At 68.6% G+C, this 22,982-nt stretch carries 20 protein-coding genes; 13 read left to right on the forward strand and 7 right to left on the reverse strand.

The genetic code is table 11. The features are described from left to right. The first annotated feature begins 13 nt into the window (after positions 1-13). From LN047_RS24775 to phbB, 6 genes are read left to right on the forward strand one after another with little or no spacing between them, the layout of a single operon-like run. Complete coding sequence (locus LN047_RS24775; protein ID WP_373980482.1) at positions 14-1,519, forward strand: efflux transporter outer membrane subunit; 1,506 nt, start codon at positions 14-16, stop codon at positions 1,517-1,519. A 43-nt stretch (positions 1,520-1,562) separates the two neighbouring features. After that, positions 1,563-2,630, forward strand: coding sequence for an HlyD family secretion protein (locus tag LN047_RS24780; protein ID WP_373980483.1), 1,068 nt, complete (start codon positions 1,563-1,565; stop codon positions 2,628-2,630). Continuing rightward, positions 2,630-5,365 carry a ribosome-associated ATPase/putative transporter RbbA gene (rbbA, locus tag LN047_RS24785; protein ID WP_373980484.1) on the forward strand — a complete coding sequence of 912 codons (2,736 nt, stop codon included), beginning with the start codon at positions 2,630-2,632 and terminating at the stop codon, positions 5,363-5,365. Before LN047_RS24780 ends, rbbA begins: the two co-directional genes overlap by 1 nt. A gap of 1 nt (position 5,366) precedes the next feature. Then, positions 5,367-6,491 carry an ABC transporter permease gene (locus LN047_RS24790; protein ID WP_373980485.1) on the forward strand — a complete coding sequence of 375 codons (1,125 nt, stop codon included), beginning with the start codon at positions 5,367-5,369 and terminating at the stop codon, positions 6,489-6,491. Between the two features lie 49 nt (positions 6,492-6,540). Next, positions 6,541-7,002 (forward strand): hypothetical protein, encoded by a 462-nt coding sequence (locus tag LN047_RS24795; RefSeq protein ID WP_373980486.1) that lies wholly within the window; start codon positions 6,541-6,543, stop codon positions 7,000-7,002. Continuing rightward, the gene (gene phbB / locus LN047_RS24800) at positions 6,992-7,738 is read left to right on the forward strand and encodes an acetoacetyl-CoA reductase (protein WP_373980487.1); all 747 of its coding nucleotides are present in this window, start codon (positions 6,992-6,994) and stop codon (positions 7,736-7,738) included. The genes LN047_RS24795 and phbB overlap by 11 nt, the downstream gene beginning before the upstream one ends. Positions 7,739-7,751: 13 nt before the next feature. Here the strand turns inward: phbB and LN047_RS24805 are convergent, their stop codons facing one another. From LN047_RS24805 to LN047_RS24835, 7 genes are all read right to left on the reverse strand, one after another. Continuing rightward, positions 7,752-8,333, reverse strand: a complete 582-nt coding sequence (locus LN047_RS24805; RefSeq protein ID WP_373980488.1) for a WG repeat-containing protein — start codon at positions 8,331-8,333, stop codon at positions 7,752-7,754. A gap of 87 nt (positions 8,334-8,420) precedes the next feature. Continuing rightward, positions 8,421-9,398, reverse strand: coding sequence for a tripartite tricarboxylate transporter substrate binding protein (locus LN047_RS24810; RefSeq protein WP_152382636.1), 978 nt, complete (start codon positions 9,396-9,398; stop codon positions 8,421-8,423). 74 nt (positions 9,399-9,472) lie between these two features. Continuing rightward, a complete protein-coding gene (tcuB, locus tag LN047_RS24815) occupies positions 9,473-10,714 on the reverse strand; it encodes a tricarballylate utilization 4Fe-4S protein TcuB (protein ID WP_373980489.1) in 1,242 nt (413 codons plus the stop codon). After that, complete coding sequence (gene tcuA, locus LN047_RS24820; RefSeq protein ID WP_373980490.1) at positions 10,701-12,116, reverse strand: FAD-dependent tricarballylate dehydrogenase TcuA; 1,416 nt, start codon at positions 12,114-12,116, stop codon at positions 10,701-10,703. Before tcuA ends, tcuB begins: the two co-directional genes overlap by 14 nt. A gap of 77 nt (positions 12,117-12,193) precedes the next feature. Further along, positions 12,194-13,120, reverse strand: coding sequence for a LysR substrate-binding domain-containing protein (locus LN047_RS24825; protein WP_142053103.1), 927 nt, complete (start codon positions 13,118-13,120; stop codon positions 12,194-12,196). A 3-nt stretch (positions 13,121-13,123) separates the two neighbouring features. Beyond that, complete coding sequence (locus tag LN047_RS24830; RefSeq protein ID WP_056325154.1) at positions 13,124-13,822, reverse strand: glutathione S-transferase N-terminal domain-containing protein; 699 nt, start codon at positions 13,820-13,822, stop codon at positions 13,124-13,126. A 42-nt stretch (positions 13,823-13,864) separates the two neighbouring features. Continuing rightward, complete coding sequence (locus tag LN047_RS24835) at positions 13,865-14,296, reverse strand: hypothetical protein (protein ID WP_373980491.1); 432 nt, start codon at positions 14,294-14,296, stop codon at positions 13,865-13,867. Positions 14,297-14,554: 258 nt separating this feature from the next. Between LN047_RS24835 and LN047_RS24840 the strand changes: the two genes are divergently transcribed. The 7 genes from LN047_RS24840 to LN047_RS24870 all read left to right on the forward strand — a co-directional run bounded on the left by LN047_RS24840 (position 14,555) and on the right by LN047_RS24870 (position 22,930). Then, positions 14,555-15,913 carry a tetratricopeptide repeat protein gene (locus LN047_RS24840; protein ID WP_373980492.1) on the forward strand — a complete coding sequence of 453 codons (1,359 nt, stop codon included), beginning with the start codon at positions 14,555-14,557 and terminating at the stop codon, positions 15,911-15,913. A 57-nt stretch (positions 15,914-15,970) separates the two neighbouring features. Then, the gene (locus tag LN047_RS24845; RefSeq protein WP_128827555.1) at positions 15,971-16,135 is read left to right on the forward strand and encodes a hypothetical protein; all 165 of its coding nucleotides are present in this window, start codon (positions 15,971-15,973) and stop codon (positions 16,133-16,135) included. A 145-nt stretch (positions 16,136-16,280) separates the two neighbouring features. Next, positions 16,281-17,501 (forward strand): CaiB/BaiF CoA-transferase family protein, encoded by a 1,221-nt coding sequence (locus tag LN047_RS24850; protein ID WP_056325146.1) that lies wholly within the window; start codon positions 16,281-16,283, stop codon positions 17,499-17,501. A gap of 18 nt (positions 17,502-17,519) precedes the next feature. Further along, positions 17,520-18,317: an enoyl-CoA hydratase/isomerase family protein gene (locus tag LN047_RS24855; RefSeq protein ID WP_373980493.1), complete on the forward strand. Its 798-nt coding sequence runs from the start codon at positions 17,520-17,522 to the stop codon at positions 18,315-18,317. A gap of 11 nt (positions 18,318-18,328) precedes the next feature. Continuing rightward, positions 18,329-19,552, forward strand: coding sequence for a CaiB/BaiF CoA transferase family protein (locus tag LN047_RS24860; RefSeq protein WP_373980494.1), 1,224 nt, complete (start codon positions 18,329-18,331; stop codon positions 19,550-19,552). Next, the gene (locus LN047_RS24865; RefSeq protein ID WP_373980495.1) at positions 19,549-21,912 is read left to right on the forward strand and encodes an acyl-CoA dehydrogenase; all 2,364 of its coding nucleotides are present in this window, start codon (positions 19,549-19,551) and stop codon (positions 21,910-21,912) included. The genes LN047_RS24860 and LN047_RS24865 overlap by 4 nt, the downstream gene beginning before the upstream one ends. A 46-nt stretch (positions 21,913-21,958) precedes the next feature. Then, on the forward strand, positions 21,959-22,930 hold the full coding sequence (locus tag LN047_RS24870) for a tripartite tricarboxylate transporter substrate binding protein (RefSeq protein WP_056325140.1): 972 nt from the start codon (positions 21,959-21,961) through the stop codon (positions 22,928-22,930). Positions 22,931-22,982 lie beyond the last annotated feature (52 nt).

Below are 22,982 nucleotides of genomic sequence, written 5' to 3' on the forward strand. Positions count from 1 at the left end.
GGAGACCCGCCGCATGACAGCAACCGCGTTTTCCGCTTCGATACCTCCTCGTCTAGCCGCCGCCGCCCTGACGCTGCTGATGGCCGCCGGCTGCACCTCGCTCGCGCCCGACTACCACCGCCCTGCCTTGCCGGTGCCGCAGGCGTATCCCCGCGACAGCCAGCCGCCAGCCGGCCCGCTGGACGCAGCCCAGCCCGCAGCGGCCCCCGCGTCCATCGCCGCGCCCGCCGCCGCCCGCATCGCCTGGCAGTCCTACTTTCCCGACCCCGCGCTGCAAGGCCTGATCGCCACCGCGCTGGAAAACAGCCGCGACCTGCGCGCGGCGTTGCTGCGGGTCGAAGAAGCGCGGGCGCTGTACGGCATCCAACGGTCCGACCAGTTCCCCACCGTGGGCGTGCAGGCGCAAGGCTCGCGGGCGCGCGTGCCGGGCGACCTGAATGTGACGGGCCAGCCGCAGGTTTCCAGCCAGTATCAGGTCGGCCTGGGCATGGCGACCTGGGAACTGGATTTCTGGGGACGGGTGCGCAGCCTTAGCGATGCGGCGCTGGAAAATTATCTATCGACGCAGGCGGCGGCGCAGGCGGCCACGCTGAGCCTCATCGCCCAGGTGGCGGACGGCTACCTGCGGCTGCGCGAACTGGACGAACGCCTGGAGCTCACCCGCGAGACCATCGACTCGCGCGCGGAATCGCTGCGCATCTTTCGCCGCCGCTTCGAGGAAGGCGCCATCTCGAAGCTGGACCTGACGCAGGTCGAGACGCTGTGGCAGCAGGCCAAGGCATTGGGCACGGAACTGGAACGTTCGCGCGCCGCACAGGCGCACACCCTGGAATTGCTGGTGGGTGCGCCGCTGGATCTGCCCGCCGGTCCGGCGCGGCTCAATGACGAGGCCGTGATGCGCGATCTGCCGGCGGGGCTGCCGTCCGACCTGCTGACCGACCGGCCCGACATCCTGGCCGCGGAGCATCGGCTAAAGGCCGCCAACGCCAACATCGGCGCGGCCCGCGCCGCCTTTCTGCCCAGCATTACGCTGACCGGGGCCTTCGGCACGGCCAGCGCCGAACTGGACGGACTGTTCGCGGGGGGAAGCCGCGCCTGGAATTTCGCGCCCAGCATCAACCTGCCGATCTTCGATGCCGGCCGCCGGCAGTCCACGCTGGACCTGACCGAAGCGCGCCGGGATCTGGCAGTCGCCAGCTACGAACAGACCATACAAAGCGCATTCAGGGACGTGTCCGACGCGCTGGCGTCGCGCCGGTGGCTGGCCGAACAGGTGGACGTGCTGCGCGCCACCGTGGCGGCGCAGGCCGAGCGTACCCGCCTGGCGCAGTTGCGCTACGACCATGGCGCCTCTCCGTACCTGGAAGTGCTCGACGCCAAGCGGGATCTGCTGGCCGCGCAGCAGCAGCTGGTGGAAACGCGCCGCGCGCTCCTGTCCAGCCGCATCGGTCTGTATGCCGCGCTGGGCGGCGGGTCGCTGGCGCCTGAAGCGCCTGACGCCGGCACGGCCCAACGCTGACGGGCCCGACGCTGAAAAGCCCAAAGATCAAGGACACGCCGACATGCCTCTACCCAAACGAAAACTGGTCTTCGTGATTGCCCTTGTGGTTGCCGCAGCCGCCGGCTACTACGGCTGGCGCATGTTGGCGGACACCGGGCCGGGCCCCGGTTTTGTCAGCGGCAACGGCCGGATCGAAGCCACCGAGATCGACGTGGCCACCAAGCTGGCGGGCCGCGTGCAGGAAGTGCTGGTCACGGAGGGCGACTTCGTCGCGGCGGGCCAGCCGCTGGCGCGCATGCAGATCGACACGCTGCAGGCGCAGCGCGAGGAAGCGCGGGCGCAGCATCAGCAGGCGGTCAATGGCGCGGCCAGCGCGGCGGCGCAGGTGGCGCAGCGCGAAAGCGACAAACGGGCCGCCGAAGCCGTCGTGGTGCAGCGCGAAAGCGAGCTGGACGCGGCGCGCCGGCGCCTGGCCCGCTCGGAAACGCTGTCCAAGGAAGGCGCCTCGTCGATCCAGGAACTGGACGATGACCGCGCCCGGGTGCGCAGCATGGAGGCGGCGGTGAACGCGGCCCGTGCCCAAGTCACGGCGGCCGCCGCGGCCATCGACGCCGCGCGCGCCGCGCAGGTCGGCGCCCAATCGGCGATTGCGGCCGCGCAGGCCACGGTTGCGCGCATCGATGCAGACATCGCCGACAGCGAACTGCGCGCCCCGCGCGCCGGCCGCGTGCAGTACCGCGTGGCGCAGCCGGGCGAGGTCCTGGGCGCGGGAGGCAAGGTACTCAACATGGTCGACCTGGCCGACGTCTACATGACGTTCTTCCTGCCCGAGCAGGCCGCGGGCCGAGTCGCGCTGGGCCAGGATGTTCGCATCATCCTGGATGCCGCGCCGGAATACGTCATCCCCGCCACGGTGTCGTTCGTGGCCAGTACCGCACAATTCACGCCCAAGACCGTCGAGACCGCGAGCGAACGCCAGAAGCTGATGTTCCGGGTCAAGGCGCAGATCAGCCCCGACCTGCTGCGCCGCCACCTGACGCAGGTCAAGACCGGGCTGCCCGGCGTGGCGTGGCTGAAACTGGACCCGGATGCGCAGTGGCCCGGCTATCTTGACGTCAAGGTGCCCTGATGTCCCCGGCCGTCCCGCCCGTCGCCTCGCTGTCCGATGTCGGCCTGCGCTATGGCAAGACCCAGGCGCTGGACGGCATCACGCTGGATATTCCCGCCGGACGCATGGTGGGACTGATCGGCCCGGACGGCGTGGGCAAGTCCAGCCTGCTCGCGCTGGTGGCGGGCGCGCGGGCCGTGCAGCAGGGCAAGGTCATGGTGCTGGGCGGCGACATGGCCAGCCGTAGGCACCGAGAGGCCGTCTGCCCGCGCATCGCCTACATGCCGCAGGGCTTGGGCAAGAATCTCTACCCCACCTTGTCCGTGGAAGAAAACCTGCAGTTCTTTGGCCGCCTGTTCGGCCATGACGCGGCCGAGCGCCGCCGCCGCATCGACAGCCTGACCCGCAGCACCGGCCTGTCGGCCTTCCTGTCCCGGCCCGCGGGCAAGCTGTCGGGCGGCATGAAGCAGAAGCTGGGGCTGTGCTGCGCGCTGATCCATGATCCGGACCTGCTCATCCTTGACGAACCGACGACCGGCGTGGACCCGCTGGCGCGCGCGCAGTTCTGGGATCTGATCAACGAGATTCGCGCGCAGCGGCGCGGCATGAGCGTCATCGTGGCGACCGCCTACATGGACGAGGCGCAGCGTTTCGATTGGCTGATCGCCATGGACGACGGCCGCGTGCTGGCCACCGGCACGCCCGCAGAATTGCAGGACCGCACCGGCGCGCAGACGCTGGAAGCGGCCTTCATTGCGCTGCTGCCCGAGCAAAAGCGGCGCGGCCACAAACCCGTCGAGATCGTGCCGCTGGCCCTGGACGAGGACGCCGGCATCGCCATCGAGGCACGCGACCTGACCATGCGCTTTGGCGACTTCGTGGCCGTGGACCACGTCAACTTCCGCATCCGGCGCGGCGAGATCTTCGGGTTCCTGGGCTCGAACGGCTGCGGCAAGTCGACCACCATGAAGATGCTGACGGGCCTCCTGCCCGCCAGCGAAGGCCAGGCCTTTTTATTCGGAGAGGAGGTCGATCCGCGCAACATCGACACGCGCCGGCGCGTGGGCTACATGTCGCAGGCCTTTTCGCTGTACGGCGAACTGACCGTGCGGCAGAACCTGGTGCTGCACGCGCGGCTGTTCCACGTGCCGGAGGCCGACATCCCCGCGCGCGTCCAGGAGATGGTTACGCGCTTCGGGCTGGACGGCGTGCTGGACGCGCTGCCGCAGAACCTGCCCATGGGCGTGCGCCAGCGGCTTTCGCTTGCCGTGGCGATGGTGCACAAGCCCGAGCTGCTCATCCTGGACGAGCCAACGTCGGGGGTGGAACCGGTCGCGCGCGACGGATTCTGGAACCTGCTGATCGAACTGGCCCGCAAGGATCACGTCACGATCTTCATCTCCACGCACTTCATGAACGAAGCCCAGCGATGCGACCGCATTTCGCTGATGCACGCGGGCAAGGTGCTGGTCAGCGCCGCGCCCGACGAAATCATTCGCTTGCGCGGCGCAAGCTCGCTGGAAGCCGCCTTCATCGCCTATCTGATCGACGCGGGCGCCGGCACCGCGGCCGACACGGGTGCGGCGCCGCCGATTGAGGACGCCGCCCCGCGCGCACAGCCGGCCCGGCGCGGGTTCAGCCTGCATCGCGCGTTCAGCTACATGTGGCGCGAATCGCTGGAGCTGCGGCGCGACCCCGTGCGGGCCACGCTGGCGCTGATGGGCTCGCTCTTGCTGATGTTCGTGATGGGCTACGGCATCAGCCTGGACGTCGAGGACCTGCGCTATGCGGTCATGGACCGCGACCAGACGGGCCTGAGCCAGAACTACAGCCTGAATCTGTCGGGGTCCCGCTACTTCATCGAACATCCGCCCATCGCCGATTACGCGGACCTGGACGCGCGCATGCGCAGCGGCGAGCTGTCGCTGGCCATCGAGATTCCGCAGGGCTTCGCGCGCGACATTGAGCGCGGCAAGCCCGTGCAGATCGGCGTCTGGATCGACGGGGCCATGCCGCAACGGGCCGAGACCATACGCGGCTATGTGCTGGGCATGCACCAGGGCTGGCTGGCGCAGCAGGCGCGCGAGCGGCTGGGCGCCAGCGCGCAGCTTCCCGTCAGCGTGGAAACGCGGTTTCGCTACAACCCCGATGTGCGCAGCCTGCCCGCCATGGTGCCTGCCGTCATTCCGCTGCTGCTGCTGATGATGCCGGCCATGCTGACGGCGCTGGCCGTCGTGCGCGAAAAGGAATTGGGCTCGATCACCAATCTTTACGTCACGCCGGTGACGCGGCTGGAATTCCTGCTGGGCAAGCAGGCGCCGTATGTCGCGCTGGCGATGTTGAACTTCCTGCTGATGGCCCTGCTTGCCGTGACGCTTTTCGGCGTGCCCATCAAGGGCAGCTTCGGCACGCTATTGCTCGCCGCGCTGATCTACAACGTGGTGGCCACCGCCATTGGCCTGTTGGCCTCCACGTTCACGCGCAGCCAGATCGCCGCGCTGTTCTTCACGATGATCGGTACCCTGGTTCCGGCCGTGCAGTTTGCCGGGCTGCTCAACCCGGTGTCGTCGCTGGAAGGCGCGGGCCGGCTGATCGGCCAGGTCTATCCCGCCACCCACATGCTCATCATCAGCCGCGGCGTGTTCAGCAAGGCGTTGGGGCTGCATGACCTTTACGCCTCGTTCTGGCCGCTGCTGATCTCCATTCCCATCATCCTGGGCGCGTCGGCGCTGCTGTTGAAAAAGCAGGAGACCTGACATGCGGCACCTGGCGAACATCTACCGCCTAGGCGTGAAAGAGCTCTGGAGCCTGGCGCGCGACCCGATGATGCTGGTGCTGATCGTCGTGTCGTTCACGTTGATGATCTACACGGCGGCCACCGCCGTGCCCGAAACGCTGCACAACGCGCCCATCGCCGTCGTGGACGAAGACCAGTCGCCGCTGTCCGCGCGCATCGTCTCGGCCTTCTATCCGCCGCATTTCACGCCGCCGCAGCTTGTGACCCCGGCGCAGGCGGACGCCAACATGGACGCAGGCCGCCAAACGTTTACCGTCAACATCCCGCCCAATTTCCAGCGCGACGTGTTGGCCGGGCGGCCGGCGCAGATCCAGCTGAATGTCGACGCCACCCGGATGAGCCAGGCGTTCTCGGGCAGCAGCTACATCCAGCAAATCATCACCGACGAGATCAACGAATTCGTCAGGCGCTATCGCGCGCCCACCGAGCTGCCGGTTGAACTAGCGGTGCGCATGCGATTCAACCCGAACCTCACCCAGTCGTGGTTCGGCGCGCTGATGGAGATCATCAATAACGTCACGATGCTGTCCATCATCCTGACCGGCGCCGCGCTGATCCGCGAGCGCGAACACGGGACCATCGAGCACCTGCTGGTCATGCCCGTCACGCCCACCGAGATCATGGTCGCGAGGGTCTGGTCGATGGGGCTGGTCGTACTGGCGTCCGCTGGGCTATCGTTGACGTTCGTGGTGCGGGGCCTGCTGCATGTGCCGATCGAAGGATCGGTCGCGCTGTTTCTGGCCGGCGTGGCGCTGCACCTGTTCGCCACGACCTCGATGGGCATTTTCATGGCTACGCTTGCACGCAGCATGCCGCAATTCGGCATGTTGCTCGTACTAGTGCTGTTGCCCCTGCAGATGCTGTCCGGGGGCACCACGCCGCGCGAAAGCATGCCGGCGTTCGTGCAGAACATCATGCTGGCCGCGCCCACGACGCATTTCGTGGAACTCGGCCAAGCCATCCTCTATCGCGGCGCGGGCATCAGCGTCGTATGGCAACCCTTCCTGGCGCTGGCGCTGATCGGCGCCGTCCTGTTTGCGTTATCCCTGGCGCGTTTTCGCAAGACCCTCAGCCAGATGGCATGAGGCCCGTGTGTATTCGTTTCCCCTTACCACTTTCATAAAAGGACGGATGATGAAGAAAGCAAATGCCTCCCTGCCCGATGGCCTGACCGGCGCCAACGTCGCCTTCTGCCAGCGCCTGGCCCAGCTTGCGCAGGAAAGCCAGCAGCGTTGGCTCGAAATGGGCCAGCGGCTGGCCAGCGACAGCTCGGGCCAGTATCTCGCCGCCTTTTCCCCCATGCCCCCCACCGCCAACTGGCAGGACGCCATACCCGCCATGGGCGAACTCGCGCGCAAGCGCTGGCAGACCCAGCTGGAAGCCAGCCAGGCCCTCACCCACGCAGCGCTGCAGGAGCAGGCCACCTTGGCGGCCGGCGTGGGCGAAGCGATGTGCGAATGGTTCAAGCAGGCCAACGGCGCGGCTGCCGACAATTCACCGCTCGCGCAGATGTGGTCCGTGATGACCAAGCAGATGGCGGCCGCCTGCGCCGCCATGCAGGACGCCAACCAGCAAGGAGGCCGCCATGACCTCTAAACGCACGGCGCTCATCACGGGCGGGACCGGATGCCTGGGCCGCGCCATCGCCGTGGCGCTGCACGATGCGGGCCACGACGTCATCGTCACCTACCATTCCAGCGAGGCCGCCACGCGCGACTGGATCAAGGAGGAAGCGGCGAAAGGCCGAACCTTTTCCTCGTACAAGGTGGACGTGGCGGACTTCGACGCCTGCCAGGTGCTGGCCCGCCGGCTCGAAGAGGACGGCCGCCAGATCGACATCCTGGTGAACAACGCGGGCATCACGCGCGACGCGAGCCTGCGCAAGATGAGCGCGCAGGATTGGGCGGACGTCATGCACAGCAACCTGGATTCCATGTTCAACATGACCCAGCCGCTGTGCGGTCCGATGGCGGATCGGGGCTGGGGCCGCATCGTCAACATCTCGTCGGTCAACGGCAGCAAGGGCGCGTTCGGGCAGACCAACTACGCGGCGTCGAAGGCGGGCATTCATGGGTTCACGAAGTCGCTGGCGCTGGAAATGGCCCGCAAGGGCGTCACGGTGAACACGGTGTCGCCCGGCTATCTCGCCACGCGGATGGTGCAGGCCGTGCCGCCGGAAGTCATGCAGGAAAAGATCCTGCCGCAGATCCCGGTGGGGCGGCTGGGCGAACCCGATGAAATCGCCGCGCTCGTCGCGTTCATCTGCAGCGATGTGGCCGGCTTCATGACGGGCAGCAACGTGGCCATGAATGGCGGCCAGCATATGTATTGATGCCGCCGTTCTTTCAGCGTCCCGGCGCCTTGCGCTGCGCCTGCATCTGCGCCCGCAACGAGATCGCGTCCGGCCGCATGGGCAGCGCCAGCCGGCCCTGACGGTCGATGGCGCCCCATTCTCCGCCCGTCACGACGCTGTGTTCGCCGTCGCGCGTGCGCTCGATGCGGCAGCCCTTGCAGACCGCGGCCAGGCCGCCTTCGAAGCGGTCGACCCAATCGTAGGGCGTGGCCAGCACGCGGTTGAGCTGCTTGTCGTAGTAGGCCATGCCGCCGGCCCAAGGCCCGCGCGTCAGGCCTTCCTCGAAGTCGTCCGCGCTGTTGTCGAACGTGACCACGGCCACGGCGTGTCCGTCGGGCCGCACCCAGTGCCACGAGCCGTTGGCCGTGGCGGGCGACAGGCCATCGTCGCTGAAATCCATGCGCGCCAGCACGGCAGGCCGGAACTCGACGCTGTCCTTCGTGGCGCGGGCGCAGTGCTCGACGTGTTCCAGCGACCCTTGCGCCTGCCTGTCCGCAAAGAAGCACGCGAGGTCGTATTCAACGGCGAGGCCCGGGGTGAGAGCCAGCGAAGTCAGCAGGGCAGCGATCAGCATGCGGGGCATCCTAGCATGGCGCCCGCGTGCCGATCGGCATGCTCATCGTCCAGAAAAAAGCGGCCCCTGCGGGGACCGCCCTGCCCTTCAGTTGGCCGTGGCGCCCGAATCCTTGACCGCCTTGGCCCAGGCCGCCATCTCGGTCTGGATGAATTTGCCGAATTCCGCCGTGTTCACGCCGGAGGCGCGCGCGCCCTCTTCCAGCAAACGTTGCTTGACCTCGGGCGCCGCCAGCGCGCCGGTCAGCGCCTGGTTCAGCCGCGCCACCACCGCGTCCGGCGTGCCCGCCGGCGCGACGATGCCGTGCCAGGACACCGCCTGGAAACCGGGCAAGCCGGACTCGGCCATCGTCGGCACGTCGGGCATCGCGGACGAGCGCTCGGGCGAGGTCACGGCCAGGGCGCGCAGCGATCCTGCCTTCACGTGCGGCAGCACGCCCGGTATGGTGGTGAACATGAAATCGATCTGGCCGCCGATGAGATCGGTGATGGCGGGGCTGCCGCCCTTGTAGGGCACGTGCGTGAACTGGAGCTTGGCTTCGCTCTTGAACATCTCGCCGGCTAGATGCCCCGGCGTGCCGGCGCCCGCCGAGCCCATGTTGGTCTTGTCGCCTTGCGACCGGATGAAGGCGATGAGTTCCTGCACGTTGCCGGCCTTGACGTTGGGACCGACGACCAGCACGTTGGGCACGGTGGCCAGCAGCGTGACGGGCGTGAAGTCCTTGACCGCGTCGTAGGAAATGCGCGAATAGAGCGACGGGTTGATGCCGTGCGTGCTGGCGGTGGCCAGCAGCAGCGTGTAGCCGTCCGGCGCGGACGAGGCCACCTGCTTGGCGGCGATGGTGCCGTTGGCGCCGCCCTTGTTGTCGATCACGATGGTCTGGCCCAGCGTCTTGGCGGCTTCGGCAGCGACGGTGCGCGCCAGAATGTCGGACGTGCCGCCGGCCGAATGGGGCACGACCAGCGTGATCGGCTTGGCGGGATAGGTTTGCGCCATCGCCGCAGGCAGGGCGGGCGTCAGACAGGCGGCCAGCGCGCAGCGCGCCAGCAAACGAGTGCGGAACATTGATGTCTCCAGGGTTGTAGCCGGCTGCGGCGCCTCGTGCGGGCGCCGTCAGGCTGGCGATAAGGCCGGTCCGGTCAGTCCGAACCGAGCTGCAGCTTGTTGGGCTGGCGTTTCTCGATGGACCACTTCAAGAGCGCGGCCGAGCGGTAGATGCCATGCGCGAACTTGCCGTAGGGCAAGGTCAGAAACAGCGCCATCACGACGCCCAGGTGGACCGCCAGCAGCAGCGCCATTGCGCTGCCGTCGCGGCCGGCCAAGAGCGCCAGGCCCGTCGCGCTGGTCAGGAACAGCAGCACGATGAAGCCACGGTCCATCGGCTTTTGCGCCGCGTCACCTTGCAGCGGATGGCGCTTGACGTTCAGCCACAGCAACCCGGCCGGCCCGATCAGAAGGCCAATGCCGCCCGCGGTGCCCAGCAGCACGGGCGCGCTCAGGATCGGATACGGCGCCTGCTGGCCCAGCAGATAGTGGTACAGCGTGGCGACACAGGTGGCCGCAAAGCACAGCATGAAACCGTAGAACGTGAAATGGTGGAACCGCCGGCGCCACAGCGTGAAGGCATCGTCGGTGTTGTTGCAGCCCTTGCCGTGGCCGCCGTCCAGGTAGCGCAACCGCAGCGCGTCGTGCGCCGCCTCGGCCACCGCCGCGCCGGAGGCTGCCCCCGGGCTGACGTTGCGCCAGAAGCGGGTCACCCCCACCGCCAGCGCCAGCATCGAAAAGCCGAACACCACGCCGAACATCAACGCCAGCGTGTTGTGCGGAAAGACGGCGTAGAAGTTGCCGGCCATCGGTTCATGGAAAAGGCCGCCCGCCATCACCACCGCCAGCACCAGGAACAGCGCCAGGCCTGCGGCCGTGGCCAGCGACAGCGCCAGGCCATTGCGCTTGTACAGCGTGCCCAGCGCGGCGGGCCACGCGTAATCGGTGTACGTCTGCATCCGCACCTTGGCCATTGCCTGCGGCACGTTGACGGCGAATTCGTGCGGCGGCGCGTACTGGCACGCGTGCAGACAGGCGCCGCAGTTGTGGCACAGGTTGGCCAGGTAGTTCAGGTCCGCCTTGCCGAATTCCAGGCGGCGGGTCATGGCGGGAAACACCGCGCAGAAGCCTTCGCAGTAGCGGCAGGCGTTGCAGATCTGCATGACGCGCGCCACTTCGGTTTCGTCGCCGGTCAGCGTTTCGGTCAGCGGCTTGGCGCCCCGGGCATGAAAGCGCACCGGCTGCTCGGCCGGGGCCGCGGGCTGGGCAGGCGTTGAACCCGTCTGACTGCTGGAAAAGGACTGCGCCTCGCGGGCCAGGGCTTCAAGCTGCTTCATGATGTGCTCCCGCATGTTTCTGGCTGAGCGCCGCCGCCGCGGCGCGGGTGCCGGCAATGCGGCCAAATGCCGTGCCGATGGACATGCCCACCCCGGCGGTGTAGCCCTTGCCCAGCACGTTGCCGGCCATCATTTCGCCGGCGACAAAGAGGTTGTCGCTGGGCGTGTCGTTGAACCGGACCGCGGCGGTGTCGTCCACCTTCAGGCCCAGGTACGTAAAGGTGATACCTGGACGCAGCGCATAGCCGTAGAACGGCGCAGTGTCGATTGGGCGCGCCCAGTGCGTCTTGGCGGGCGTCACGCCTTCGGTATGGCAATCGTCCAGCGCCGTGTGGTCGAACTTGCCCACGCGGCAGGCGGCGTTGTAGTCGCCGATGGTCTTGGCGAAGGTGGCCGGATCCAGGCCCAGCTTCTCGGCCAGTTCGGGCAGCGTGTCGGCTTTCACGCCCGGAAACACGGGCGGCATGAAGCGGCCGATCGCCTTGGCGTCGATGATGGAATAGGCGATCTGGCCGGGCTGCATGGCGGTCAGGCGGCCCCAGATCGCGTAGCGCTTGGGCCAGAAGTCCTCGCCTTCGTCGTAGAAGCGCTCGGCGTCGCGGTTGACGACCACGCCCAGCGACACGCAATCGATGCGCGTGCAGATGCCGCCGTCGTACAGCGGCGCGCGGGCGTCGATCGCCACGCAGTGCGATTGCGAAGGATCGCCGACGCCGTCGGCGCCGGCGTCCAGCATGAACTTGAGCAGCACGCCCATGTTGAAGCGCGTGCCGCGGATCAGGAAGTTGTCGGCCGGCCATTCGCCGCGCTCGTTCTGGCCCCAGGCCTCGCGCAGCCATTCGCGGTTGGACTCGAAGCCGCCCGCGGCCAGCACACAGGCGCGGGCCTCGATGCGTTCGGCGCCGATGCGCGCGGCCACGAAGCGGCCGTTGTCCAGCTCCAGCGAATCGACCGGCGCGTTGTAGCGGACCTGTACGCCCAGCGCCTCGGCGCTGCGGTAATAGGCGTTGACCAGCGCCTTGCCGCCGCCCATGAAGAACGCATTGGTGCGGGCCACGTGCAGCGCGCCCGACAGCGGCGGCTGGAAGTTCACGCCGTGGCGGCGCATCCAGTCGCGGCAGGTGGAGGATTCGCGGATGACCAGCCGCGCCAGGTGTTCGTTGGTCTGCCCGCCCGTCACCTTGAGCAGGTCCTGCCAGTATTCTTCTTCGGGATACGCGTCGATCAGCACGTCCTGCGGCGCATCATGCATGCAGCGCAGGTTGCGCGTGTGCTGCGAGTTTCCGCCCCGCCATTCCTTTGGCGCCGCTTCCAGCAGCAGCACGCTGGCGCCGGCTTCGCGCGCCATCAGGGCCGCGCACAGCGCCGCATTGCCCCCACCAATCACCAAGACGTCAACCATGCCATCTTCCCCAGTTCAAGGGGCAGACTCTACGCAGCGGCGCGCCGCTGCGATATCAGGCGGGCGTCAACGGGTGTTCACGATTCGTGAAGAGTCACCACCGCCCATTTGCCCTCCCGCGCCAGGGTGCGGGAGACATCGGCCATGACCAGGCGGGCGGCCAGCGCCGCGGGCGACAGCTCCTCGTCCGACAGGCTGGCCAGCAGGTTGGACCGAAACAGGTGGGCATCGTCAATACGGGCCATCTGCAACTGGCCGGGTGCGATGCGCGCGGTGGCCGAGCTGGGCTGGATCGTGGCCGCGCCGCCCTGCCGCACCACGTCCATGAGCAGCGACAGGCCGTCGACCTCGGCCACCACCCGGGGCGTGCGCCCCAATTGCTGGAACGCGTTGTTGACCAGCGCCCGCAGGCCGTGGCGGCCGCTGGGCAGCACCAGCGGCAGGTCGGCAATTGCCTCCAGCCGCGTCGTGTCGCCAAACGGCACGCCGGGCATGTCGGGCCGGGCGAACAGGAACAGGGGTTCGTCCAGCAGCGGCATCACGCTCCAGCGGCGCGCGGATTCGGCGTGGAACACGATGGCCAGGTCCAGCAGGCGGCCGTTGAGCATGTCGGTCAGATGCCCGGACAACGCCTCGACCAGGTGCAGCCGGATATCGGGGTAGCGCTCGTTCATGGCCTGCAGGAACGGCGCCCCCAGCACCGCGGCCGTGGTGGACGGCAGGCCGACGCTGACGTGGCCCGCCAGCCGCGCCTGCTGGGCGGCCTGGACGGCGTCGTCGGCGTGGCGCAGGGCCAGTTGCGCCTGCCGGAAGAACGCCAGCCCCGCGTCCGTGGGCACGACGCCGCTGGCGCTGCGCTGCAAGAGGCGCGTGGACAGCTCGCCTTCAAGGCGGCTGATCTGCTGGCTGAGCGCCGAGGTGACCATGCCGATCGACATGGCCGCCCGGCCGATGCTGCCAGCCTCGACCACCCGCACAAAGTAACGAAGCTGGCGCAGTTCCATGGGTCAGCCCGGGATGGTCAGTCCCTTGGCGACGGCCGGGCGCGCAACGAATGCGTCCAGCACGCGCGCGACGTTCTTGAACGACGAAAAGCCGACGAGATCGCCGGCGTCGTAGAACCCCACCAGGTTGCGCACCCAGGGAAAGATCGCGATATCGGCGATGGTGTACTGGTCGCCCATCACCCAGTCGCGCCCTTGCAGGCGCTGGTCCAGTACCGTCAGCAGGCGCTTGGACTCGTCGACGTACCGGTCGCGCGGCCGCTTATCCTCGTAGTCCTTGCCCGCGAACCGATGGAAAAAGCCCAGCTGGCCGAACATCGGTCCGATGCCGCCCATCTGGAACATCACCCATTGCAGCGTTTCAAAGCGTCCGGCCGCGTCGGCAGGAATGAACTGGCCGGCCTTGCTGGCCAGGTAAACCAGGATCGCGCCGGACTCGAACAGGCCCAGCGGCTTGCCGTCCGGCCCGTTCGGGTCGAGGATGGCCGGAATCTTGTTGTTCGGGCTGAGCGACAGGAACTCGGGCGTGAACTGATCCTTGGTATCGAAGGCGACACGGTGGACCTCGTAGGGCAGACCCGTCTCTTCCAGCATGATCGACGCCTTCACGCCGTTGGGCGTCGGCAGCGAATAAAGCTGGATGCGGTCGGGGTGCTGGGCGGGCCACTTCTTGGTGATGGCAAAGTCGTCTAGGGAGGACATGCGGGGTTTCTCCGGGGCAGGCGGGGTTGGGTGACGACAATCCTAGCGCAAAACCCGGTGCAATCCCCACCGCAGCGCGGATGCCGCCACCGCAATGGGCAGCACCATGGGCCATTGCGCCAGGAACAGCTCGCGTGTTGCCTCGCCGGGCGCCCAGGTGTTGCCAAACACCTGCGGCGACGGCGGCGCCAGATACAGGGCAACGAGGGCCGCGGCAAAGGTCGCCAGCAGGCGCCAGGGCGTGGATCGCCGCAGCCGGGCCGGGCGCTCGGCCAGGATCAGCACGATGACGCCCGCCAGCCCGGCCAGGACGGCCTCGGCGTAGAAGTCGCGCACGCCGTACAGGTAAGGCGCGACGGGGACGACCCAGCCATAGGCGCCGGTCGTCAGCACGGAGGTCAGGCAAGCGCCGAACAGCGCGGCGGCGAAGGACAGGAGAAGCAGGTCGAGGGTTCGCGCTAGGAGTTTGGGCATGAGCGGATGGCGGCAAAGGCGTGGCGGGAGAATGCCATACGTTCCTGCCCGGCGCTGGGCCGGGCGTGGAACGGGTTTGTGATGCACAATCCGCCTCGCGCCCGCAAGGCGGCGCCCTGCCCCGCAGGTCACCCCATACCGCCGTGGCGCCCGCCGCGCCCGGCGCCACTGGCAGTCTCCATGAAGCACCCGCAGCAACGTTCCGGACAACCCGCCACTTTCCATCGCCGCCTCGTCCCGGCCCGCGCAGATTGGCGAATGGGGGCCGCGGCGTCATGCCTGGCCGCCGCAGCGTGGCTGACCGGTCCGGCCGCGCACGCCGCGGGCCAGGATGCCGCGCAAGCGGTATCCGGCACCCCGGCGGCGCCGGCGGCCGACACCCTGCGCACCACGCGCAGCCTGACGCTGACGCTGTGGGATGGCAAGCGCGCCGCCCCCGCGCCCCACACGCCGTACCGCGCCTTCGTCACCGGCAAGGGCGACGCCATCCTCGATACGCCTTCCGGCGACGGCATCCTGCACGGCGTCACCGATGGCGAGGGACGCACGGCGCCGATCCGGACGACGCTGCCGCACGCGGAGGACGACTTCACCCTGATCCGCCGCATCGGGGATGGCCCGTGGGGCCACTTCTTTCAGCTGCACAGCAGCGGGTCCCCCGAGCCCTTGCCCGGCTGGCCGTACATCATGACCATGCGCCAGCGCTGGGGCGAAGCCTGGGTGGACCTGGGCTACACCAACCGCCAGGGCGCGACGGCCTACTTCAGCCACGACGTGCCGGCCGGTGCGATCTCGCTGCACATCGACGCGCAGGTCACGCGCGACGGGCCCTGCTTTGCCGAGCTGGACGCCGTCAACCGCGCGTTCGCCCGGAACGACACCGACGGCGCCCGCGCCCTGATCGACGGCATGCGCTGCACCCGCAGCGCCGACCAGAAGCTGGACCTGGCGCGGCTGCTGCTGGCCGCCGGCCAGCCCGGCCTGGCGCGCCATTGGCTGCTGCAGGCACGCCAGCGGCCATTTCCGGACATGTTCAAGCCCGTCGACCCAGACGAACGGCGCAAGCGGCTGGAAGTGGCGCGCCTGCTGGGCATGCCGGATCTGGTGTTGCAGGATTCGACCGTCCTGCAAGAGCGCGCGGCCGGCAAACGCGGCGCGCGCGCCGCCAGCGCGGTAGACCTGGCGAACAACACGGCCTACTACCTGGCGGACTTCCCGGACTACCTGCCGCAAGCCGAGGTGCAGGCCCGCCGCTCGCTCGATCGCGTCGGCCCGCGTCCGTACAACCAGGGCACGCTGGGCTGGATCCTGGCCCTGCGTGGCCAGACCGCCGAAGGCCTGCGCCTGATGCACACGGCGTACCGCGACCTGCCGCGCGACGAGGAAATGGTGGCCGACTACGGCCTTGCGCTGTGGCGTAGCGGGCAACGGGACCAGGCCACGCGGCTGTGGGACGAGGCGCAGCGCGAATGCGTGTGGGGCGTGCGCATGCACACCGCCTTGCGGGAGGCGGGATACCCGCACCCGTACTTCCTGCCCGCGGATTCCGATGCGGTGAACGCCTATCGCGCGCGCTGTGCGAAACCGCGGATCAAGGCGAAGACGGCAGGCCTATAATCCTGCCCATACGCTGCGAGTAACGCGCCTGCTGAGGGGCAGTCGCAGGAGACCTTTATGAAATCCTTCCCGACGCGCCTGCTTGCTCTGCTTGCCGCCGCACTGCTCCTGGCCGGCTGCGGCGCCGGCCCCGGCGGACCGCCCCACCCGGGCGCGGTCAATCCCTACAGCACCGGCGGCTTCCGTGACGCGGGGCCCAACTATCCCGATACCGGCCGCTGACGCCGCCGCACCCGTCCGGCGTGCAGGGCACCTTGCCACCGCCGTGACGGCCCGAACCGCATAACAGCTTTGCGCCCGCGGGCCCCTCCCGCGGCGCCCGCCAACTCCTAGACTGCCTGCACATACCGCAGTCAAGGAGAAGGCTTTGCAGCCGCTGTTATCGAATCTCAAAGTGCTGGACCTGAGCCGCATCCTGGCCGGTCCGTGGGCCAGCCAGATCCTGGCCGACCTGGGCGCTGACGTCATCAAGGTCGAGCGGCCAGGCCAGGGCGACGACACGCGCACCTGGGGCCCGCCGTTCCTGAAGGATGAAGACGGCCAGGACACCCGGGACGGCGCCTATTTCATTGCCACCAACCGCGGCAAGCGCTCCATCACGCTGGACCTGCAGACGCCCGAAGGCCAGGCGCTGGTCAAGGACCTGTGCCGCGACGCGGACGTGGTGCTGGAGAACTACAAGGTCGGCACGCTGGCGCGCATGGGGCTGGACTATGAGTCGCTGTCCAAGATCAATCCGCGCCTGGTGTACTGCTCGGTCACCGGCTTCGGCCAGACCGGACCGCGCGCCGCCGAACCCGCATACGACTTCCTGATCCAGGCGATGGGCGGCCTGATGAGCGTCACGGGCGAACGCGACGACCGGCCCGGCGGCGGTCCGCAGAAGGTGGGCGTGCCGATCGTGGACCTGACCACCGGCGTGTACGCCGCGCTGGGCATCGTGGCCGCGCTGTTGCGCCGCGCGCAGACCGGCAAGGGCGAGTACATCGACGTCGCCATGCTGGACGTGCAGGTGGGCCTGCTGGCCAACCAGGCCATGAACTTCCTGCTGGGCAACAAGGTGCCGCGCCGTACCGGCACCGCGCACCCGAACATCCAGCCGCAGCGCACGTTCGCCTGCGCCGACGGCGACATCGTCATCGTGGTGGGCAACGACGGGCAGTTCGCCACGCTGTGCGAGATGCTGGGCAAGCCCGAACTGGCGCAGGACCCGCGCTACATCACCAACAGCCAGCGCGTGCGCAATCAGGACACGCTGGATCCCGTGCTGGACGCCATCTTCGCCAGCCAGCCGCGCGCCCATTGGCTGGCCGCGCTGAAAAAGGCGGGCGTGCCGGCCGGGTCGATCAATACCGTGCCCGAGGTCTTCGAAGACCCGCAGGTCGTGCACCGCGGCATGCTGCGCCGCCTGCCGCATCCGGCCGCCGGCTCAGTGCCGCAGGTGATGAACCCGCTGCGATTCGGCAGCTCGGCCCTGCGCGCCGATGCCGCGCCGCCGCTGCTGGGCCAGCACACCGCCGACGTGCTGGCCGAGCTGGGCCTGTCCGCCGAGCAGATCCAGGACTATCGCGACCGCAAGATCATCTGAACAACAAAGGAGAGAGACATGAGCATGCCGGAGAACCTGGCCGGGCCCTACACGGCGCTGGACGTCGTGATCGCCGACGGCGTTGCCACCATCCTGCTGGCCAATCCGCCCGTCAACGCGCTCAGCACCGAGATGATGAACGAGCTGTCCTGGGTGCTGGACCGCATCTCGGAAACGCCCGAGGTGCGCGCGGTGGTGCTGTCAGGCCAGGGCAAGACCTTCTGCGCGGGCGCCGACCTGAAGAACCGCGCGGCCACCATCAAGGGGCCGGGCGACCTGCCGCAACACTCGCGCCGCACGCGGGAATGCTTTCATGCGATCCGCGAGTGCGCCAAGCCGGTGGTGGGCGCGATCAACGGCGCGGCGCTGGGCGCGGGGCTTGCCATCGTGGCCTCGTGCGACATCCTGATCGCCGCCTCCACCGCGGTCGTGGGCCTGCCGGAAATCAACGTCGGACTGCTGGGCGGCGGCCGCCACGGCATGCGGCTCTTTGGCCACTCGCGCCTGCGCCGCATGATGCTGACGGGTCTGCGCGTGGACGGCGACGAACTCTACCGGCTGGGCATCGTCGAGGCCAGCGTCCCCGCTGAAGAATTGATGGACCGCGCGATGGAACTGGCGCGCGAGCTGGCCAGCAAGAGCCCGCTGGCGTCCGTGCTGGCCAAGCAGACGCTCAACGCCATCGAAGACATGAGCCTGCGCGACGGCTACCGCTACGAACAGGACATGACGGCGGCCATCGCCAAGACCGAGGACGCGCAGGAGGCGCGCCGCGCCTTCCTGGAAAAGCGCGCGCCGGTGTTCCAGGGCAAATAACGGGAGCCGCCATGACCAGTGCATTGGAAGGCGTGAAGGTCCTGGACCTGAGCCGCGTGTTTTCCGGGCCGTGGGCCGCGCAGATGCTGGCCGACTTCGGCGCCGAGGTCATCAAGGTGGAGCGCCCCGGCCGCGGCGACGACGTGCGGCACCAGGGCTATCCCATGCCGGACCGCGACGGCAAGCCCAGCCGGGAGACTTCTTCGTTCGTCGCGATGAACCGCGGCAAGAAATCCGTGACGCTCGATATCTCGCGGCCCGAAGGCCAGTCGCTGGTGCGCCAGCTTGCGCAGAAGGCCGACATCGTCATCGAGAACTTCAAGGCGGGCGACCTGAAGCGCTACGGGCTGGACTATGCGTCGCTGTCGGAAGTGAATCCGCGGCTGGTGTATTGCTCGATCACCGGCTTCGGCCAGACCGGGCCCTACAGCCATCTGCCGGGCTACGATCCGATCTTCCAGTCGATGAGCGGCCTGATGAGCGTGACCGGCGTGCCGGACGGCGAGCCTGGGGCGGGACCGGTCAAGGCGGGTTATTCCGTGTCGGACCTGACCGCGGGCTTTTATGCGGTGGCGGCCATTCTTGCCGCGCTGCGGCACCGCGACCAGATCTCCGGCGTGGGCCAGCACATCGACCTGGCGCTGCTGGACGCGCAGATCGCGGCCATCTCGCACATCGGCATGAACTACCTGGCCAGTGGCCAGCTGCCTGCCCGCATGGGATCGGCCTCGCAGATCACCGCGCCGTTCCGCGCCTTCGAGTGCCGCGATGGGCATCTGATGGTGGCGGTGGGCAACGACTCGCAGTTCCGCAGCTTCTGCAACGTGATCGGCCTGCCCGACCTGGCCGCCGATCCGCGCTTTGACACCAACCCTAAGCGCGCCGCGGCGCAGGCCGATCTGTCCCGCATGATCGAGCCGGCGATGCTGGCGCGCACGGTGGCGGACTGGAACCAGGCGCTGGCAGCCGCCAATGTGCCGTGCGGCCCGATCTACACCATGGATCAGGTCTTCGAGGATCCGCAGGTGCGGCATCGCGAAGTACTGGGCAGCGTGACGCATCCGGCGCTGGGCCGCATGCCGGTTGTGCGCAATCCCATCCATTTTTCCGGCACGCCCATCGCACTGGGATTGCCGCCCCCCATGCTGGGCGAGCACACGGCCGACGTCCTGCGCGCCGAGCTGGGTCTGACCGACGCGGCGATCGCGCAACTGCACGCCGAGGGCATCGTATGAGCGCCGCCGACCACGAACTGATCGAGGAAATTCGCGACAGCGCGCGCAACTTTCTGCAACGCCGCGACCAGCGGCAACGCAAGCGCCGCACCCCGGGCGGCGACCGCGCGTACTGGCAGGAGATTGCCTCAGTCGGCTGGCTGGGCATGAGCGTGCCCGAAGCGCTGGGCGGTCTGGGACTGGGCTGGCACGCGATGGCCGCCGTGCTGGAGGAAGCGGGCCGCGCCCAATTGCCCGAGCCCCTCGTCGGGGCGGGCGTGCTGAGCACCGCGCTGCTGGCGCGCGTCACCCCGGCGGGCGATGCCGCTACCCGCGACGCGTTGCTGCAAGCCTTGTGCGCCGGTGAAAAAATGGTGGGCCTGGCTTGGCAGGAAACCGAAGGACAGCTCGAGGCCGGCGAATCCGCCGGGGCGTTTGGCGTCACGTTCACCGCGCGCGAAGGCGCCTATGTGCTGAACGGCGAAAAGCGCCACGTCCTCCCCGGCGCGGACGTGGACGGCTGGCTTGTCACGGCCGATGGCGAGACGGGGTCTGCGCTGTTCTATCTGCCCGCCGGCACGCCCGGCGTCACGGTGCAGACGCACGAACGCGCGGACGGCTCACCGGCCTGCCATCTGACGATCGAGTCCGCGGTGGTTGGCGGCGAGGCGTTGCTGGCGCGCGAGGGCGTGCTGGACGCGGTTGACGAGGCGCTGGACTACGGCCGCCTGATGCAGTCCGCGGAACTTGTGGGCATCGCGCGGCAGGTGCTGGCCGATTCGGTGGCCTACCTGAACACGCGCAAGCAGTTCGGCCAGACGCTCTCGTCGTTCCAGGCGCTGCAGCACCGTTTGGTGGACGCGACCCTGCAGGTCGAACTGGCGTCCAACAGCCTGCTGGACGCGCTGAACGCCATTGCCGCGGCGCCGGGCGACGTCAAGGCGCGCAAGGCGGCCGCCAGCCGGGTCAAGGCCCGCGCCGCACGCGCCGGCATCGACGCGGCGCGGCTGGCCATCCAGCTGCACGGCGCCATCGGCTACACCGACGAATGCGACGTCAGCCTGTATTTCCGCAGCGCCCTGCACCTGGGCGCCTGGCTGGGCAACGCCACGGCGCATCGCCAGCGTTATGGCGTGCTGGCAGCCGACCCGGCGCCGGAGACGGACGATGCGGCAGAGGATGCACCGGAGGAATCAACCCCCGGCCTGGACGCCACCGAGTTCCCGCGCGATGCGGACTGGAACGCCATGCCGGAAGCGGCGTTCCGCAAGCTGCTGCGCCGGTTCTTTCGCGCGCATTACCCCGATCACCTGCGGCACGTGCCGTGGCGGCTGCATTGGGACGAGATCAAGGCGTGGTACTTCACCTTGGCGCGCCAGGGCTGGATTGCGCCGTCGTGGCCGCGCGAGCATGGCGGCATGGCGCTGTCGCCCGCCCGGCAGATCGCGTTCATCGAGGAAGCCGAACGCTACGGCGTGGCGCGCGCGCCGGACCAGGGCCTGGTCATGCTGGGCCCCATCCTCATCCGCTACGGCACCGAGGCGCAGCGCGCACGGTTTCTGCCGGGCATCCTGTCCGGCGAGGCGGTGTGGGCGCAAGGCTACTCGGAACCGGACGCCGGATCGGACCTGGCATCGCTGCGCTGCGAGGCGCTGATCGACGGCGACGAACTGGTGGTCACCGGCCAGAAGACCTGGTCCACGCTGGCGCAGGACGCGACGCACATGTTCATGCTGGTGCGCACCGACAAGACCGTGAAGAAACAGGCCGGCATCAGCTTCCTGCTGGTGGACCTGAATAGCCCGGGCGTCAGCCGCCGTCCGATCCGCACGCTGTCGGGCCACGAGGAGTTCTGCGAGGTCTTCTTCGACCAGGTCCGCGTGCCGCGCGGCAACGTGGTCGGCGAACTGAACGCGGGCTGGGGCATCGCCAAGGCGCTCCTGGGGTTTGAGCGCCTGTTCAGCGGCAGCCCCAAGCACGCCAGCCACGCGCTGCAGCAGATCTTCAGCCTGGCGCGCCAGCGCGGCCTGCTGGCCGATCCGGCGTTCACCGACCGGCTGGCCGAACTGCGGCTGGACAGCGCCGACCTGACCGCGATGTACCGCGTGTTTGCGGACATGGCCAAGGCCGGCCGCCCGCTGCCGCCGGAACTGTCGCTGCTCAAGATCTGGGCCACCGAGACGCACGAGCGGCTGGGCGCCCTGCTGATCCAGATCGCCGAGGAATACGGCGGCGCGGCGATGCGCCTGGGCTATGGCAACGGCGGCGTGCAGGCGCTGGCGCCTTACGTCAATGCGCTCGCGGCCACCATCTTCAGCGGCACCAACGAGATCCAGCGCAACATCTACGCCAAGCAGGTTCTGGGCCTGCAAGGCGCCTGACAATGACAACGCGCCGGCCCGAGCCGGCGCAACCGGAGAGAGACAAATGAAAAAAGCAACCGTACTGGCGGTGGCGGCAATGATCCTGGGCGGCGCCGCCGCGCCCGCCGCCCACGCGGCCCAACCGTGGCCAAGCCAGCCGATCCGGCTGATCGTGCCCTACCCGCCCGGCGGCTCGGTGGACAACCTGGCGCGCCTGCTTGCGCCGTCGCTGGGCGAGCGCCTGGGCCAGACCATCGTGATCGAGAACAAGGCCGGCGCCAGCGGCACCATCGGCGTGGACGCCACCGTGCGCGCCACGCCCGACGGCAATACGTTCGGCTTTGGCGTGCCGGGCGCCATCACCGGGCTGCCCCACGTCATGAAGGTGCCGTACGACGTGTCCAAGATCCAGTACGTGTCGCTGGTCGCGCGCATTCCGCAGGTCATCATGGTCAACCCGTCGTTGCCGGATACCACCCTGGCCGCGTTTGTCGACAGCGCCAAAAAGCACCCCGGCAAATACAACTACGGCTCGGCCGGCAATGTCACCACCCCGCACCTGGGCGGCGAACTGCTCAAGCAGCAGACCGGCATCGACATCATGCACGTGCCCTACAAAGGCGCCGCGCCCGCGGTGACCGCACTGCTGTCCAACGAAGTGCAGATGTTCCCCGGCGATGCCTCGGCCGCGCTGGGCTTCATCAAGGCGGGCAAGCTGCGCGCGCTGGCCGTGGCCAGCCCCGAACGCTTCGAGGGCCTGCCCGATGTGCCCACCACCAAGGAGGCGGGCTTTCCCGGCATCGTCGTGGAGTCGAACTACGGCGTCATCGCGCCCACCGGCACGCCCAAGGACATCGTGGACAAGATGTCGGACGCGATCGCCAAGTCGCTGGCCGACCCGGCGCTGCGCCAGAAAATGATCGACCAGGGCGCCATCCCCGTCGCCACGTCGCCGGACGCCTATCGCGCCCTGATGGAAGCGGAGTCCAAGAAATGGGGCGAGGTCATCAAGCGCGGCAAGCTGGGTCTGCAATAACGCCATGCCCGCACGCTTTTGCCGTACGCTTATGCCGATTCCACCGACTGCC

The organism is Achromobacter sp. JD417, from assembly GCF_041879325.1.
Classification (GTDB): domain Bacteria; phylum Pseudomonadota; class Gammaproteobacteria; order Burkholderiales; family Burkholderiaceae_B; genus Achromobacter; species Achromobacter mucicolens.